Annotated in this window: 8 protein-coding genes; all 8 read right to left on the bottom strand. The window is 66.3% G+C overall.

Going from position 1 to position 13,888, the window contains the following annotated elements; translation table 11 throughout:
* Positions 1-257 precede the first annotated feature (257 nt).
* Positions 258-902 carry a hypothetical protein gene (locus IPM49_12035; protein MBK9275250.1) on the bottom strand — a complete coding sequence of 215 codons (645 nt, stop codon included), beginning with the start codon at positions 900-902 and terminating at the stop codon, positions 258-260.
* 153 nt (positions 903-1,055) lie between these two features.
* Positions 1,056-2,054: a hypothetical protein gene (locus IPM49_12030; GenBank protein ID MBK9275249.1), complete on the bottom strand. Its 999-nt coding sequence runs from the start codon at positions 2,052-2,054 to the stop codon at positions 1,056-1,058.
* 4 nt (positions 2,055-2,058) lie between these two features.
* Entirely contained in the window at positions 2,059-3,066 is a 1,008-nt protein-coding gene (locus IPM49_12025; GenBank protein ID MBK9275248.1) for a hypothetical protein, read from the bottom strand.
* Between the two features lie 4 nt (positions 3,067-3,070).
* Complete coding sequence (locus tag IPM49_12020; protein ID MBK9275247.1) at positions 3,071-3,613, bottom strand: T9SS type A sorting domain-containing protein; 543 nt, start codon at positions 3,611-3,613, stop codon at positions 3,071-3,073.
* A 67-nt stretch (positions 3,614-3,680) separates the two neighbouring features.
* On the bottom strand, positions 3,681-4,484 hold the full coding sequence (locus tag IPM49_12015) for a hypothetical protein (GenBank protein ID MBK9275246.1): 804 nt from the start codon (positions 4,482-4,484) through the stop codon (positions 3,681-3,683).
* Positions 4,485-4,616: 132 nt separating this feature from the next.
* Positions 4,617-5,372 carry a response regulator transcription factor gene (locus tag IPM49_12010; GenBank protein ID MBK9275245.1) on the bottom strand — a complete coding sequence of 252 codons (756 nt, stop codon included), beginning with the start codon at positions 5,370-5,372 and terminating at the stop codon, positions 4,617-4,619.
* A gap of 86 nt (positions 5,373-5,458) precedes the next feature.
* On the bottom strand, positions 5,459-7,438 hold the full coding sequence (locus IPM49_12005; GenBank protein ID MBK9275244.1) for a histidine kinase: 1,980 nt from the start codon (positions 7,436-7,438) through the stop codon (positions 5,459-5,461).
* A gap of 395 nt (positions 7,439-7,833) precedes the next feature.
* The gene (locus tag IPM49_12000) at positions 7,834-13,872 is read right to left on the bottom strand and encodes a PKD domain-containing protein (GenBank protein MBK9275243.1); all 6,039 of its coding nucleotides are present in this window, start codon (positions 13,870-13,872) and stop codon (positions 7,834-7,836) included.
* Between the last annotated feature and the right edge of the window lie 16 nt (positions 13,873-13,888).

The following is a 13,888-nucleotide window of genomic DNA, read 5'->3' as shown; positions in this document are numbered from 1 at the left end:
CGGACCGGTGGGTGGGCCGGCGTACCGGCGGGCTGCACACCGGCCGATCCTTCGGTCATTGGGATCTTCCGCACACCAGGCCGGCTCGCCCAAACCATGAACGCCGCCGCACGTCCATCAGGTGCGCGATCCGGATCCCACCATCCCCGCACCTGAACGTGGAGGAGCTTCCACCCACGCGAACGCCCCGGCCGTTCCGCAGAACGCCGGGGCGCCGCCCTGGTCCGTTCCCGCTGGGAACGGACCCAGCGTGAACCTCAGAAACGGAAGGCCGCGCCGAGGTTGATGATGCTGACGCCGTAGCCCAGTTCGGCATAGGCGCCCACGTTGCGGGTGAAGAGGTAGCGGGCGCCCACGAAGGTGCTCCAGTCGCCGTAGCCCTTGCGAGGTGGCTTGGTGTCGGCATAGGTGGTGGTCTCGCCGTTCACCGTGCGGGTGCTTTCGTTGCGGTAGCCCACGATGGCGTATCCGAGCATCACGCCGGCGTACAGGTCCAGCTTGTGGGCCGGGACGTACTCGCTGAGGTGCCAGGCCACCCGCGCACCGATGGTGGTGCGGGTCCAGCGCTCGTCGAAGGTGTAGGTGACGCTGCCGTAGCTGTCCTCATCCACGTGACGCGTCCAGCGGTGGGACAGGAAGCCGCCCACACCGATGATGCCCGGGCCGGCCTTGGCCACACCCCCTTCCGCGCTGAGGCAGAACGTGGGGCTGTTGCTGTAGCTGTCGTTGTAGCTGCCGTAGTAGCCGGGGCGCACACCGCCCAGGCCGATGCCGGCGTTGAGGGCGACGTTGCCTTTGCCGAAGGCCGGTGCGGGATCCGCGTCCTGCGCCTGCACGCTGGAGGTGGCCAGGCCGAGGGTGAACCCGATGAGAAGGAGCCGGAAGGGTGCTTGCGTGTTCATGATGACCAGGGTGTTTGGGTTGTTCGTCGTTCGTGACGGGTCAAAACTCCCCTGACAGCGCGCGCATTCCTTGCCCGGCCGAGGATCCGGCGGCGGGTGGTGAGGATCCGGCGGGAACGCGGGGTGAGGCCAGACCCAGTGCCCGTGATCCGTTCACTGCTTGATCAGCGTCACCCGGTGCAGTAGGGAGGTCTCCTGCCAGAAGAACGCCGTATACACCCCACAGGCCATCCGGTCCGTGTCGATGGTGGCACCTCGGGTCAGCATCCGGTCGAACACCTTCCCGCCCGTCGGTCCGTAGAGCACGACCCGCACTGGCCGCGGATCATCGGACCGCAGGGTGAGGGTCTCCGTGAACGGGTTCGGATGCACGGATAGGCCCACCGCGTTCCATAGCGACCCCAGGTCGTTGTGGAACTCCACGATGATCGAATCGATGAAATTGGTGTGCCCCCATCGGCCTTGGTCGTCGTGGCTGCGGAGCGCCAAGCGCTGCCCGGTGGTGAGCGCGAACGGCGCGTCGGAGGTGAGCGTGTCGACCAGGTCGACCGCCGCGATAAAGCCGGTGAACGGCTGGGCCTGGCCGAAGCCGGGGTCGGGGCCACCATCGAGCACGAAGGCCTCCACGGCATCCACCGCTGCGGTGGGGGGCGCCGGTATGATCAGCACAGGGACGGTGTTCGTATGCCCCCAATGGCCATCGGCGGATCGTGTGCGCACGAAAAGAGTGTTATGGCCATGGAGGGCCGTGGACAGGTCGGGTAGCACGATCGTGTCGGCCACATCCTGAACACTGCCCGTCCACAGCACCTCTCCAGCACCGAAGCCGGGGTCGTTGTTGAGGAACGCCTCGGCACGGTCCAGGTCCGGAACGAGCGGTGCTTCAGTGATCACCATCGCAGTGAACTGGGTGTGCCCCCACCGCCCTCCATCATCGCGCGTACGAAAGCCCAGGATGTAGTGGCCGGGCGGTCTGCCGCTGAGGTCCACACTGAACGTCAGGGTCGAATCGGCCGTCGCGGGAACGAGGAACGACTGGTTCTCTCCGAAGCCCAGGTCCTCCTGGATCCAATACTCCCCGTGGACGACGAGCTGTGCGAAGGCATCACATGGCGGGTGCGCGAGCGCAAGAACGAACAGGAGTCGCCGCATGCGATCAGGGGTTGGCGCGTGTGCTCAGGGTCACCTGCACCTGGCCGCCCGGCAACGCGTTCACGGTGGAGCTGAGCGCGTAGATCGTGGGCGTGCCCGGGATGCCGCTCAGGCGGTAAGGGCTGATGCCGCTGAAGATCCCGAAGGCATCCGCTCCGCCCGGTGCATAGACCGGATGGGCGGGGATGTCCCATTGCGCATCGTCCGAAGCACCCACCACGGGGATCCCCACGTTGGCCATGGGCACCACCAGATTGTCCGGGAAGCCGGGGATCACCTGCGTGACCAGGTTGTCATGCACGGTGTTGTTGCTGCCGCCGATCGTGCCTTGAACGAATACGTTGTACGCCACCTCGGCATCACGCACGGCCTGTGTGCCGGCATTCGTGAAGGTGTTGTGCACCACCACCAGCCCCGCCATCTGGTCGCCGCCATCGTTCAGCGAAAGCGTGTTCGTGAACACATTGTTGCGCACGGTGAGGTTGTTGATGGTCTGCGTGTTGACGCTCTGGTTGATGCGATAGGCATAGTTCTCCGCGATCAGCACGTTGGTGGTGGTGCCGGCCAGGGTGATCTCGGTGAGCTCGAAGAAATTCCTACGCACGGTGATGTTCGATGTGGACGTGATATCCAGGCCGGCGTTGGTGCCCGCGAACCGGATCCCCATGACGGTTCCTCCCTGCGAGCCGGCCCCGAACGTCAAAATGCCCGCGATCGTGGCGGGCCAGGTATTGGCCTGCAGGTCCGGGTTGCTACCCGCGCCGGACAGTTTGTAGCCCGGACCGATGATGACGAGGTTCGGTACGGTGACGGTGCCGGAGCCGTAGGCGGCGCTGGAACCTTCCACATGGATCGTGTCACCATCCTGCGCGGCCGACAAGGCGTTCTGAAGCGACGCGTAGCAGGTGATGCAGGTGGTGGCGAGCACGGCATTGTTGTTCACCCGCAGGATGCGGGCGTGGAGCATGGCCGGACACAGCAGCAGGAAGAGGAGGTGCAGGATAGGTCGCATGGGATCAGTGTTTGAGGAGGATGGTGGTGGTGGGCGCGCCGGTGGGTGCAATGACCCTGACCACGTAGAGGCCGGGCGCAAGGTCGCGGATATCCAGCACACCCCGCGCCTCCGTGCGCTTGCCGGAGATCATCCGTCCATCCGGAGCGATCGGGTCCACCGTGACGCCTGCGCCGAGGTCGGGCAGCATCACTGGATCGGTCGCGGGGTCGAGATTGGCGAGCAGCACGAGCGTCCCCGTCGGTCCCGGCATGCCGGTCGGTTCGGCATCATCGGTGATCCGGCAGGTCCAGGAGGCTTCGCACCCGCTGGCGGTGTACGTGGTGTTCAACCGCGCGGAGGGGATCCGATCGCCGCTCCAAGGGTCCTCCATGCTGAGCTCCGTGACGCGGCCTTGAGCGTCGAGGTCATGGGTGTATCGCCCGTGCGCGTCCCATGATCCGGAGGTGGCAAGCTCCGACCGGGCCACACGCTGGTGCTGTGCGGTGGAGGACGATGCCGTGAACGGGAAGGCGGCGCTCCTGGCGAGATGTCGAAGTGTGCTCATTGTTCGTGGTCGGTGTTGGTGGAAGCCCGGCCATCGGTCATCCGGATGGGTCCATGCGTCCCTCCCCTCACTCGTTCACCCCGAAGGCGAACACCTTGCTCCCGTTCAGGAAGGCGTACTCGCCGGCCGGCAGCGGTGCGTCCGTCCTGATCTCGTACACCTGGTCGCCAAGGTGGGTGAACGTGATGCGGACTCGGTTGTCGGTGACCTCGCTGCTGCTGTGGTGGTAGAGGGCGTGGCTGCTCCTGCTCATGTCCACGTAGCGGTCCTTGCGGGCGCCGCGCACCTCGAAGCGCACCAGCTCGATGAGGTCGGAGGGATCCTGGCCCGGGTAGGTCTTCACCACGAACCGCGGGAGCGCGCCGGCAGCGAAGCGCACGTTGGAACGGTCGCCGGGGATCTTCTGGGAGGACACGCGACCGCCGAAGCCGCCGTATCCGCCGCCGGAGGATGCGGTGCTGGCCTCCTCCTTCTCCAGCTGCCGATAGCTGCCATCGGCCTCCTGGGTGTAGACCTGATGCAGGAACTCGGGCCCAGCGCTCGGAGGTGCGGTCTCCACGGGACGCGGTGCGCTGCCACCTGCGGTGTACACGTACGGGTTGGCCAGCGCTTGTTGCAACGACAGGATGCGTGCCGCATCGTTGTGTGCGATGGCCTCCTGCAGGGCGACCCAGTTGGCGCGGTCGCGCTGCAGGCCGGCGGCGGCGGCGTAGTTCTGCTCGGCGGCGGCCTGGGCGATCAGGCGGTCCAGCTGGCGGATGTGCGCATCCAGGCCTTCGGCCTGCGCGTTCGCCGGGGCGCTGGTGAGGATGAACAGGGCCGCAAGGCCGCAGGTGATGCAGGTGCCGAAGTGGCGGGCGATGGTGTTCATGACGGGTCGGGTTGACGGGTGATCGTGCGGTGACGGACCAAAAGTCCAGCGGCCGAACGACCCGGCCCATGGGGATCGAGGATCCGGCGTCGCGCACCGAGGATCCGGCGGAAGAGGCCTGTTCGGCCCGCCTTACAAGCGCTCCAACACCTCCATCAGCTCGGCCTTCTGCCTCCGGCTCACGGGCAGGTTGGCGCCATCAGCCATGATCACCTCGCCCCCTTCGCCCTTCACGTAGCGGCGGATGTGCTTGCGGTTGATGAGGTGGCTCTGGTGGATGCGCACGAAGCCCTGCCCGCCCAGGAAGGCGTCGAACTCACTCAGCGGACGGCTCACCACCACCGGCCTCTTGTCGCCGCGCACATGCACCGAGGTGTAGTTGTTGTCGCTGGTGCAGTACAGGATGTCGTCCAGGTGCACCACCACCAGGCCGCCCGCATCGGGCAGCGCCAGCTGGCGGTCGCTCATCAGGGTGCCCAGCAGCGGCGCGATGCGGTCGGGCGATGCGGCATGACCGCCCCGCTCGCGCACGGCCTTGTTCACCGCATCGTCCAGCTCCTCGGGGTCGATGGGCTTCAGCAGATAGTCCAGCGCGTTGAAGCGGATCGCCTTCACGGCGTAGCTCTCGTGGGCCGTGGTGAAGATCACCTGCGGCCGCAGGGGGGCGATGGCCTTCAACAGGTCGAAGCCCGTCATGTCCCCGAGCTCCACGTCCAGAAAGAGCAGGTCGGGTCGCTTGTCCTTCACCAGGGCCACGCCGGAAGGCACGTCCGCCGCGGTGCCCACGAGCACCAGCTCCGGGTGCCGGCGCGTGAGCATGGCCTGCAGCGCCGTGATGCAGATGGACTCATCGTCGATGAGGACGGCGGTGGGGGCGGATGCCGACATGCTGTCCGGTTGATCGCTGGCGATCCGAAGCTACGGTGGGGGCCGGTCACCCACAAGCCCTGCACCCGGCCTGACCGCGGCGCCCTTCACGCCGCCAGTTCGAGCGGCAGGTGGATCTCCACCCGCGTGCCCACCGGCACCTCCACGTAGCGGAAGCCCGCCGGGGCGCCCTTTTGCTTCTCCACCAGGTCCAGCCGGCTGCGCGTGATGGCCGTGCCCAGGCTGGTCTTCTCCTTGCTCACCGCGCTCCGCTGCTGCGCACGGCCCACCCCGTCGTCCTCCACCCGGATGCGCAATTGACCTTCGGCCCGCTCCACGTGCACGGCGATGTGCCCTTCGCCCTGCTTGCCCGCCACCCCGTGCCATATCGCGTTCTCCACGAAGGGCTGCGCCAGCAGCGGCGGCACCAGCACCGCCTCTGCGTCCACGTCGGGCGCCACGGTGATGGTGTAGCTGAACTTGCCCTGCGCACGCACGCGCTCCAGTTCCATGTAGGCCCGCAGCACCTCCAGGTCCCGGGCCAGCGCCACTTCGGCGACGCGGCTGTTCTCCAGCACGGCCCGCATCAGCTTGGCGAAGCGGGCCAGGAAGCTCTGCGCCCGATCGGGGTCGTTGCCCTGCACATAGCCGGCGATGGAGTTGAGCGCGTTGAAGATGAAGTGCGGGTTCATCTGGCTGCGCAGCGCCTGCGTCTCGAAGCGGGCGGCCTCGCGCTCCAGCTCGGCGGCCTGCTGCGCGAAGCGGGCCTGCCGGCGGCGGCGGTCCATCGCGAACGCCACACCACCCCCCATGAGCAACACGGCTCCTCCGCCCATTGCGGCCAGCGTGCGGGTGTGCTGGCGGTCGATGCGGGCCTGGGCCTCGGCGCGCTCCAGGGCGAGCTGCTGGACGTGGGCGAGGCTGTCGGCGAGCTGTTTCCTCTCGAATGCGGACCGGGCCTCCAGCCGGGCCACCTCATTCATGGTGCTGTCTGTGAAGAGCTGGAGCTGGATGTCCTTGGCCTCTTTGATGGCCGCAAGTGCCGACCCCGATCGCCCCGACGCTTCGTACACGTGGGCCAATCGGTCCAATGTCCGGATGGTCTGCTGCTTCTCACCGACATCACGACATATCTGCAACGCCTCCGAATAGGCGTGGTCGGCTTCCCTCAGCAAGCCTTGGGATACATCGATGTCTCCCGACACAAGGAGTGCTTCCCGAAGCACACTCCGATCCCGCCTGTCCCGAGCCCCCCAGAGTGCACTATCCACCGCCACTCGTGCACGATGGAGGTCACCGAGCCGCAGAAATGCGGATCCAATACCCGTCAGAAAGAGATCCACAAAGCGCTGATTGCCGTTCGCGCGCGCCGCACCCAGCGCCTTCTGCAACACGATCAGGTCCGAGCGGATAGATGCTTCGCCAACCAAGGCCGGCGTGCTGTTGATGTGCAAGTCCCCTTTCAACTTGAGCAGGGCCATCAGTCCCTGGGAGGTGGTGGAGATGTCCTGCATGCCCACGACCATGGCGTACTTCCGCGCATCCGCATACGCCACGAGGGCCTCTTCGGGTCGATGCAAAGCGGCAAGCAGGCTGCCCATGTTCATCTTCAGGACCGCGAGTTGAAGGGTATCGCCCAAGGCGGCCAACCTCGTTTCGGCCGCGAGGAGGAGGTCCAACGCTCCGGCAAGATCTCCTTGGTTCGTCTTCAGTTCGGCATAGTTCACCGCGCCGGACTGCCAGATATGCGGGTTGTTCTGCACCCAGTCCGAGGATAGGCCTGCCCGGAAAAGGTGGTCCGCACTGTCCACATCCCCGTTCCCCATGTAGGCTATGGCCTGATCCAGGCGCACCAGTTCGATGATCGGCCTGAGGGATCCGGTCGGGGGGATCCGCAATACCTCTCTGCCGATGGAAATGGCCGAATCCTGACGACCGGTCATGCTCAGCACGTTCATCAACATCCACCCGGTCTGGGCCAGATCCATGCTGTCGTTCAGAGAGATCGCCTCCTGGCGAGCGAGGCGAAGCAGGCTGTCCGCAACCGGGAAGGCGCCCGCTTGGAGACGGTTCAGGGCCAAGTTCATCCAAGCATGCATTAGCGGCTCGCGTGCACCGTTGCGCTCGCGATCGGCGATCCGACCCAATTGGTACTGAAGGGCGCTACTGTCATATCGGGCCTGAAGAACCTCATAGTGCAGATCCTCGACATCGTAGCGCAGATCGTCCCCTCCGATCCGCGCGGCTGTTGATTCCGCTTGCTCGAGTAACACCCATGCACTATCCGGGTGGGTGCGGTACACGGTCCGCACCGTCTCACATAGAATGCGATACCGGGTGGTATCCGCCACGGTCGGCTCACTCACTGTTGCACCTCCATCTCCGCCGCATCCTGCGAGCGCTCCCACTATGGATGTCACCATGGCCACCTGATGAAGCGGTCGGCTCCGCCGCCTCACCCGATCGATGTGGCACCCCTTCCTCATCGCAGCAAGGTCACATGCCCCACTTTCTCCAGCTCGTTGTTGTTGCCGTCGCTGTAGCGCAGCTTCCACACGTACACGCCGTCCTGCGCGCGTGCACCGCCGTAGGTACCATCCCAGCCCGTGTTCGGATCGCTGGTGCGGAAGATCACCTCGCCCCACCGGTTGAAGATGCGGAACTCGCGGAAGCGCACCACCGGATACACCACTGGGAAGAAGAGCTCGTTGTTGCCGTCGCCGTCCACCGTGAAGGCGTTCGGCACGTTCACGCAGGTGGGCGGGTAGACCGTGGCCATGTCGGTGCTGCTGCAGCTGTCCGTGTTCGTGACCACCAGGGCGAACTCCACATCGTCCGTGGCATCGGGCGGCAGGTAGTAGGGCGGGGAGCGCTCCTCACTGTAGGGCTGACCATTCACGTACCACACGTAGGTGCTGTTGGGGGCGAAGGCGGCGGTGAGCAGCACGGTCTCACAATCGGCCTGCGCCTCGGCGAGCAGCTCGGCCAGCGGCGGAGCGTTCACATCCACCACCACCCAGGTACTGTCGCGGCAGCCATCGGGGCTCGTCACCGCCAAGGCGATGGTGTCGTTGCCCAGAGAGGAGGGCACGATGCCACTGCCGCCGGGGTCATTGCCCACGAAGGCCCCGTTGAGGTACCACCACCAGGCCACCGCATTGCTGCTGGTGTCGGTGATCGGGATGGCCTGACCCAGGCAGACAGGCCCGGTGTCGAAACCGGCCAGCGGGCGCTCCAGCAGGGTGAAGGTCGTGGTGGCCGTGTCCGCACAGGGACCGGGCAGCTCTGCGATCAGCGCCAGGGTGTGCGTGCCGGGCGTGCTGTAGGCGGTGGCGAGCACGGGCCCCTGCCCCACGAGCTGCCCGTTGATGTTCCAGGCGAGCGTGGCCTGCGGCGGTGTGGCGGTGCTGGTGGCCACCAGTTGCGCGGGGTCGCCGCAGGGGTCGTAGGGGTCCAGCAGCAGGCCGCTCACCGGCGTCTCCAAGCCCACCACGGTGAAGCTGGCGCTGTCGCTGCAGCCGGTGAGCAGGTCCTCCACGGTGAGCGCCAGCACGTAGCTGCCCGGCGCGGGGATCGGCTGCGGTAGCGGGCTGGGGCTGTATGACACGGTGTCGCCGTTCAGGGTCCACACGTAGGCGAGGTTGCTGCCCGTGGTGCCGGCGGCGCTCAACGCCAGGTCGAAGGGCACGCAGAACACCGTGTCCGCGGCGCTCAGGGAAAGCACCGGCGCCTCCACCACCTCCACCTGGATCGTGTCCGCCGAGGGGCACAGCGTGATGTTGCTCACCACCGTGAGGATCACGTCGTACGTGCCGGCGTTGGCGTACGTGTGCGTGGGGTTGGGGATCGAGTCGAAGTCGCCATCACCGAAGGACCACAGCAGGCCCACAAGGCCCGCGCCGCTCGCGCTGAAGCTCACCGCATCGCCCAGGCACACGGTGGGGTCGCTCAGCGCGTCCACCACCGGCAGGGCCAGCACCTCGATCACCTGCGTGGCCGTATCCACCCCGCAACCCAGGGCCACCAGCTGCACGGTGTAGGTGCCGGGGTCGGTGTAAGTGAAGCCGGTGTTCGTGCTGATGCTCGTGGTGTTCAACGAGTCGCCGAAGTACCAGATGCTCGCCGTGTCGCCCACGCTGAAGTTGGTGAAGGTGCTGGTGAGTGGCGCACAGCCGATCACCGTGTCGGTGCTGAAGAAGGCCGTCACCTGGTTGGGCAGCACGGTCACGCTCCAGCTCGCGGTGTCCGCACCGCATTCGTTGTACACCTCCAGGGTGATCGTCCAGGTGCTGTCCTGCACGTACTGGTGGAACCAGGTGGGCGAGCCGTTGGTGCTGACGGTGCCGTCGCCGAGCTGCCAGAAGACCGAGTCCACCAGGCCGTAGCTGTCGTTGCCGATGTAGACCGTGTCCGCCAGGCAATAGATCAGCTGGTCGGTGCCGAAGGAGGCCACGGGTAGCGGATGCAACCACACCAGCAGGGTATCACGGTCCGCGCCGCAGAAGTTGGCCTGTTCATACACCAGGGTGTACAGCGTGTCGGCCAGCACAGGGCCCTGCAGGGCGAAGGAGCCCGGCTGCACCGCGTTGCTCACGACCGTTCCGTTCACCCACCAGGTGTGCGTGGTGTTGGCCATCACCAGGTCGTTGGTCACCTGCACCAGGCCGTCCCCGCAGCTGTCGGCCACGCTCCAGGTGAGCTGCGCGGTGGGCGCCTCGGTGATCACCAGGGCGTGCGTGATGGTGTCGATGCATCCGGCGCCGGAGGTGGCAACCAGCTGCACGGTGTACGTGCCGGTGGCCCCATACGTGTGCTGCGGGTCCTGCTGCGTGCTGGGTAGGCTGAGGTCGCCGAAGTCCCAGGTCCAGGTGCAGCCGCAGGCGGTGATGTTGGTGAAGTTCACCGGCGTGTTCACACACGCGCTGTCGGGCAGGCTGAAGTCCGCCACGGGAATGGGCTCCACGGTGACGGTGGTGCAGTGCGTGCTGTCGCACTCGGTGATCGGGTCGGTGTAGGTGTAGCAGAAGGTGGTGGGCCCAAGCTGCATCGTGTCCGGATCGAAGGTGTTCGGCCGGTCCCACACGCCTCCGGCGGGCGTGCCTTGCAGCGTCTGCACGGCATCGTACACGCACACGGTGAGCGGTGCGCCAGCGAAGCTGGGCGGCAGCGGGTCCACGGTGATGTCCACCTGGTCCTGCGTTTCACACGAGGCGGTGCCGACGGTGTAGGTGAGCGTCCAGGTGCCCACCACGGACGGATCGAAGGCGTAGCCCGGCAGCACGAACGAACCGCTCCAGTCGCCGCCCAACCCGTCACCCACCAGCGGGAAGGGTGCATTGCCGACGCAGGCCGCCGTGTCGTTGCCCGCGAAGGCCACGAAGGGCGGGTCGATCACCGTCACCTGCACGGAGGCGGTGTTCGTGCAGCCATTGCCGTCGGTGTAGGTGTACACCAGCACGTCCGGCGAACCGATCGGTGTAGTGGCCACCGGCGTGTATTGGCCGCTCACGGGATCCACGTTGGGACCGCTCCACGTACCGCCTGTCGGGGAATGCATGATCTGCTGCGAAATGGTCGACACGCAGAAGGTGGTGTCGCTCGTGACGGTGAGCACAGGCAGCGGGTCCACCTGAACGGTGAGCTGGTCGACCACGATGCAGCCGTTCGGGTCCGGGTAGGTGTAGGTGAGCACGTTGGGCCCGATCACGGCCTGCGCGGGGTCGAAGAGGCCGGTGATGCTGACGCCGTTGCCGCTCCAGGTGCCGCCCAGTGGATTCGGCACGAGCTGCAGCGCCGGGTCGTTCGCGCACAGCTGGTCGTTCGGCCCCGCTTCCACCGTGGCGCCCGGCACCACCTGCACCTGCACCGTATCGTCCACCGCACAGGTACCGGCGCCCACTGTGTACACCACAAGTTCCGTGGACACCGCTCCCGGGGTGAACTCGCCCGCACCGTTCACCCACACGCTGTTGCTCCATGTTCCGCCAGGTTGGTCGGCCACCAGTTGCACGGTGCCGCTGTTGATGCAGATCAGCGTGTCCGGACCGGCGGTGACCGGCGCGGGGGGCGGACCGACGGTGATGGTGATGGTGTCGCTGTTGAAGCAGCCGTTGGCATCCGTGTAGTCGTAAGCCACCTCGAACACGCCCTGCCCGTTGGGCGTGTATTGGCCGCCCACCACGGGTGCGCCCCATGTACCGCCAGCGGTCACCGGTTGCAGCAGTTCGGGGATGGGCTGGTCGCAGAGGCTCAGGTCCGGACCAGCGTTCACGACAGGCAGCGGGTTCACGGTGACGGTGATGTCATCCGTTCCGGGACAGCCACCCACATCGCCTTCCACGGTGTACGTGGTGGTGCTTGTCGGCGCCACCACCAAGGTGCTGCCCGTACCCACGGGCGTGGTGCCGATGGTCCACGCGTAGCTGGTGGCGTTCACCGCGACCAACGTGCTGCTGTCACCCACGCAGATCGACGATGGGTTCGCCACCACGCCGAGCACGGGTGCCAGGATGATGCTCACGTCGACTGTGGCGGGCGGCCCCTCGCACACGCCCAGGAACGCGACCACGGTCCACAGCCCGTCCTCTGCCGGTCCTGCGGCCGGGATCACCACCGTATCCATGGCATAGGTGACGCCCAAGGGAGAGGTCCACACGAAGGTGGCACCAGGCACGTTCGTGGCGCCGAGGGTGAGCGGCTGTCCCTGGCAGATGGAGATCGGCCCGGGCGGTACCGTGCTCGCCGGTGGGTCCGGGTTAGCGACGACCGGGTTGCTAGCCGTCACCGATCCACACACGCTCGTCACGGTGACGGAGATCGTTCCACTTGAGTTGATCGTCACTGGACCGGGGAGCGGCAGGTTGGAGCTCGATGGCGTGGCCGACGGCATGTTCCACAGGTAGCTGGTGATCGGTGTGCCGCAGGTGGTGTAGGTGGCTATGGGGTTGGCCCCGTCGCCTTCACAGAGCGAGAGCGCCGCACCCATCTGGATCTGCGGGTCATCGAACACGGTGACGGAGACCGGTGCGCTCTGCTGCCAGCCGCAACTGTTCAATGCCCGCAGCCGGATGGTGTAGGTGCCCGGCGCGGTGAACTGGATGCTCGGCGATGCGCTCGTGGCGTTGCCGTTGGTCCATTGCCAGGCGGCCGCGGCCCCGCAAAAGCCCGAACCGCTCACCACCCAGTCCCACTGCACACTGCAGTTGTCCGTCAGGTCCGTGGTGTTCTGCAAGGCCACCGTCACCGGATCGCACAGCCCCACCTGCGTGGTATCGAAGGTGGGCACCAGGGGCGGTTCGATGCAGATCTGCTGATCATACGTGTCCGCCGGGCAGATCTCCCCCTCGGCGGTCAAGGAAACGGTGTACACCCCAGGCACAGGGAACTGCACGGTGAGGCCGGTCGATCCGAAGGGCCCCAGGCTCCCCGCCTGCAGGTTGTAGGCACCAGGACCGCTGATCGACCAGGTGTGGTAGGGCGTGCCACACGGAGCGCCGATCACCCCGCCGGTGCTTGTGCTGCTGAAGGCCACCCCGGCCGTGGTGCAGGCCGTCGTCGGCGCATTGAAGCCGGCGTTCGCCGCCTCGTGCACGATGATGTTCGGCGCCGTCGGAGGAAAACCGCCGCAGGGGTTCTCCACGCACAAGCAGGCCGTGAAGGTGTTCGCCGCGGGCACCACCGGGAACTGACTACCGCCACAGGTCACCGTATATGACCCGCCCGTGCACGAACTGGCGGTGTACGTGTGGCTCACCGTAGCGGGTGGCGGGTGGGTGAACACCGCGCTCGACCCATCACCATAGTACACCGTGTACGTGGTGCCCGGCACGTTCGTGGCGTCCGGCGTGATCAGAAAGTCCACCGTGGCCCCGTCACAGACCGGAGCATTGTTCGGCCGGCCGAACTGGGCGCCAGGATTCACGCCCAGAAAGACGTTGTAGAACTGCGTGTCCTCGCACACACCATCATCCACCGTGTAGGTGATGGTGTACAGGCCCGGCGGCGAATACAGGTGCCCCTGCGGCGGCCAAGCCCCGGTCGAGGTGAACACCGGGCTCGCATCGCCCCAGTCGATCGTCACCTGCGCGTTGCCCAGGATGGACCCGTTCTCCTGGAAATTGAACAGGAACTGGTTCTGTGGCGTGCAGTTCCTGAACGTCGTCAGGCCATCGAAGGTCACCGATGGTGCGTTCGTGCAGGTCAGCGACGCCACCGAGGCATTCGTCACGCTCCAACTGTGAAGGTCCGTGGCGCAGACCGTTCCGTTGGTGTCCGTCACGGTCACCTGCACGGTCACCGTTCCGGATGTCGAGGGACTGAAGAGCGTGTTGGACGTGTTCGTCGAGGAGAACACACCGGACCCAGCCGTGACGGTCCAGGCGAAGATGAACGGTCCGTTCTGGCCGTTCGCCGTTGCCGAAAGGGCAAGCGTGTCGCCCAGGCAAGGTGAAGCGACCGGATTGTTGATCGTCACGGTGCACTGCGCCATCACCTCCCGCGCCGCACCGACCAGGAGCAGCACGAAAATCAGGAGTATG

The organism is Flavobacteriales bacterium (genome assembly GCA_016715895.1).
Taxonomy (GTDB): domain Bacteria; phylum Bacteroidota; class Bacteroidia; order Flavobacteriales_F; family PHOS-HE28; genus PHOS-HE28.
Note: the sequence above shows the minus strand (reverse complement) of the source record. Positions and strands in the feature narration are given on the sequence as shown.

Bases quoted from the DNA above. Each gene is read 5' to 3' on its own strand.
- IPM49_12035 (MBK9275250.1), bottom strand. From the start codon at position 902: ATGAACACGCAAGCACCCTTCCGGCTCCTTCTCATCGGGTTCACCCTC.
- IPM49_12030 (MBK9275249.1), bottom strand. From the start codon at position 2,054: ATGCGGCGACTCCTGTTCGTTCTTGCGCTCGCGCACCCGCCATGTGAT.
- IPM49_12025 (MBK9275248.1), bottom strand. From the start codon at position 3,066: ATGCGACCTATCCTGCACCTCCTCTTCCTGCTGCTGTGTCCGGCCATG.
- IPM49_12020 (MBK9275247.1), bottom strand. From the start codon at position 3,613: ATGAGCACACTTCGACATCTCGCCAGGAGCGCCGCCTTCCCGTTCACG.
- IPM49_12015 (MBK9275246.1), bottom strand. From the start codon at position 4,484: ATGAACACCATCGCCCGCCACTTCGGCACCTGCATCACCTGCGGCCTT.
- IPM49_12010 (MBK9275245.1), bottom strand. From the start codon at position 5,372: ATGTCGGCATCCGCCCCCACCGCCGTCCTCATCGACGATGAGTCCATC.
- IPM49_12005 (MBK9275244.1), bottom strand. From the start codon at position 7,438: ATGAACTTGGCCCTGAACCGTCTCCAAGCGGGCGCCTTCCCGGTTGCG.